The sequence below is a fragment of the Burkholderia sp. Tr-862 genome, assembly GCF_011753085.1.
In the GTDB taxonomy this organism is placed as follows: Bacteria; Pseudomonadota; Gammaproteobacteria; order Burkholderiales; family Burkholderiaceae; genus Burkholderia; species Burkholderia ambifaria.
Genome location: NZ_VWWG01000327.1, coordinates 1 through 2,611 on the forward strand (window position 1 = coordinate 1; position 2,611 = coordinate 2,611).

3 protein-coding genes are annotated in these 2,611 nt (G+C 60.3%); all 3 read left to right on the forward strand.

The annotated features are described in order from the left end of the window. The first annotated feature begins 198 nt into the window (after positions 1–198). On the forward strand, positions 199–543 hold the full coding sequence (locus F3J14_RS34470) for a hypothetical protein (RefSeq protein WP_166726697.1): 345 nt from the start codon (positions 199–201) through the stop codon (positions 541–543). Between the two features lie 188 nt (positions 544–731). Continuing rightward, a complete protein-coding gene (locus F3J14_RS34475) occupies positions 732–1,496 on the forward strand; it encodes a ParA family protein (protein WP_006755859.1) in 765 nt (254 codons plus the stop codon). 480 nt (positions 1,497–1,976) lie between these two features. Beyond that, positions 1,977–2,558, forward strand: a complete 582-nt coding sequence (gene phaP / locus F3J14_RS34480) for a TIGR01841 family phasin (RefSeq protein WP_166726698.1) — start codon at positions 1,977–1,979, stop codon at positions 2,556–2,558. The last annotated feature ends 53 nt before the right edge of the window (positions 2,559–2,611 follow it).

A 2,611-nucleotide genomic window follows, 5' to 3' on the forward strand; every position in this document is an offset into this window, starting at 1 on the left:
TTTCCGTTCTAAGCGGAACGTTAGTTCCCGCTGTACGGATGGACCCGAACTTCCGAGCTAAATCAGTGATTTGGCCTGGAGCTTCGGGTCTTTTTGCGTGTGCAGGTTTTTCGATCCGGCTGGAACGTGCCTAACCGGATGGTTCCGTTCCGTCGAATGGAGCCGGATGTGACTCGATACGCAAGTCGTGAAGTGCCGATGGCATTGACCAAGGCCTTCGGCGGACCCATCGATGCGATGGCGTCGCGCGTGCACGCCGAACGGGCGCCCGAGCGCGCCCGGAGAACCAGCGAATTACGCTTCCGTGATCGCGACCAGATTGCTGACGCGCTCAACCGACTTTCCGCCCTTCGGCCACCGCACCAGGGCGTCGCTACCGTCAATCGACAGGACGACACCGTCGCTGCGGTCGACCGTGCCCGTGAATGTGACGCGGTTCACTTTGGCCGCGGGCGCAAACGACGCCTTGCTGCGGCCCGGCAGCATGTCCATCAGAAACGAAAATACGGGGTACACGATTGCTCCTTCGCGAGCTTGAACTAAGGGTTTTCCCCTAGTTTAGCACCGCGCATGCGGCACTGCAACATTTCGGCCCCGTGCATTGAGGGCGCGCCGCATGCCGGCAACGTTTTCATTTCTGGTGCGATGCGGCGCATCTGACGCCTGTCACCCCGTCGCCACGATTGACCGGTTAAACTGGTTCTTTCGACGTTTAGATCGAAGGAGACAACATGCGGCGGGTCGTATTCAACCAGAAGGGCGGCGTGGGCAAATCGACGATCGTCTGCAACTTGGCGGCGATCAGCGCGAGCGAAGGATTGCGCACGCTCGTCATCGACCTCGACGCGCAGGCGAATTCCACGCGCTATCTGCTCGGCGACCGCGCGAACGACGTGCATCCCGGCGTCGCCGAATTCTTCGAGACGGCGCTGACGTTCAACTTCCGGCCGGTCGACGTCGCGTCGTTCATCCATCCGACGCCGTTCGACGGGCTCGACGTGATGCCCGCGCATCCGGACCTCGACACGCTGCACGGCAAGCTCGAGTCGCGCTACAAGATCTACAAGCTGCGCGACGCGCTGAACGAGCTCGACACCTATGACGCCGTCTACATCGACACGCCGCCCGCGCTGAACTTCTACACGCGCTCGGCGCTGATCGCGGTCGAGCGCTGCCTGATTCCGTTCGATTGCGACGACTTCTCGCGCCGCGCGCTGTACACGCTGCTCGAGAACGTGAAGGAAATCCAGCAGGACCATAACGCGGCGCTCGAGGTCGAAGGGATCGTCATCAATCAGTTCCAGCCGCGTGCCAGCCTCCCGCAGCGGCTGGTCGACGAACTCATCGACGAAGGGTTGCCGGTGCTGGCGTCGCGGCTGTCGGCATCGGTGAAGATCCGCGAGTCGCATCAGCAGTCGACGCCGGTGATCCATCTCGAGCCGGCGCACAAGCTCGCGCAGGAGTTTCGCGCGCTGCATCGCGAGCTGGTCGGGTGAGGTCGGCGCCATCAAGTGCGGCAATTCATCCGATAATTGAATTTGTTGTTAATAATTCTGATTGCGATTTCGGAAATAATCCTGGTAACGATTTCAGAATAAATCCGCAGAAAAACGATTACACGGATGGTTGTTCTGTTTTCATGCGCACCTTTTTTCCAATAACGGAAATGGTGACGGGGTAAATATTGCGGGTCAGACGGTGCGTGCTGCTGTAAAAAAGTAAAAAATCTTTTCAACGTAAGGCGTTGCAGCATGACCCCACCTGCGCACGCGTCGGCCGCGAGGCGGCTATTCCAACCCTTAAGGGTTTTCACCTAGCATTAATGCCATTTAATTGACAATTAATGCATCTAAAATGCCTTCTTCAACTTCTCGCATTCAATGCCGTCTGCGGGTTGAAAATAAGGGAGCAGGCTGTCGATCTGACTTCCATTTCCTTTGTGTCGTCTCTCGCAATTGCCAACAGGAGCATACCCGATGTCCGTATTTGCCCCCGAAAAACTCGCTGCCGATTACCAGTCCGGAATCGCCGCATGGTTCGCACTTGCCCGTCCGGCGATCAACGGTTTCGAGGCTGTCGTCGAACTCAATGTACAGGCGGCCAAGACGGCGCTGGAGGAGTACGAGGACAAGCTGAAGAACGCGTTCAACACCAGCAACCCGGCCGTGGGCTTCGCGCAGCAGGTCGCCGTGCCGCAGGAAGCTGCCGGCAAGGCCGTCGCGTACGGCCGCCACTTGTTCGACATCGCGGTGTCGACGCAGGCCGAGTGGGCGAAGGTCGCGCAGGTTCAGTACGAGCAGAACGACAAGCGCATGAAGGACGTGTTCGGCGAACTGTCGAAACACGCACCGGCCGGTTCGGCCCCGGTGGTCGCCGCGCTGAACTCGGCGCTGTCCGCGGCGACGGCCGCGGCCGACACCGTGCGCGCAGCGGCGGGGCAGGCGATCGAGGCCGCGCAAAGCGGTTTCGACGCGGTCAGCGAAACGACGGCGCGCGGTGCCAAGCAGACGGCCAACGCAGCACGTAAGGACGCGGCTTCGCGCGAATCCGCTGCATGAGCGTGTGTCGCGCGCAGGCGCGACATGAGTGAGGAGTGAGCGGCGCCGGAAGG

Bases quoted from the DNA above. Each gene is read 5' to 3' on its own strand.
- F3J14_RS34470 (WP_166726697.1), top strand. From the start codon at position 199: ATGGCATTGACCAAGGCCTTCGGCGGACCCATCGATGCGATGGCGTCG.
- F3J14_RS34475 (WP_006755859.1), top strand. From the start codon at position 732: ATGCGGCGGGTCGTATTCAACCAGAAGGGCGGCGTGGGCAAATCGACG.
- phaP (WP_166726698.1), top strand. From the start codon at position 1,977: ATGTCCGTATTTGCCCCCGAAAAACTCGCTGCCGATTACCAGTCCGGA.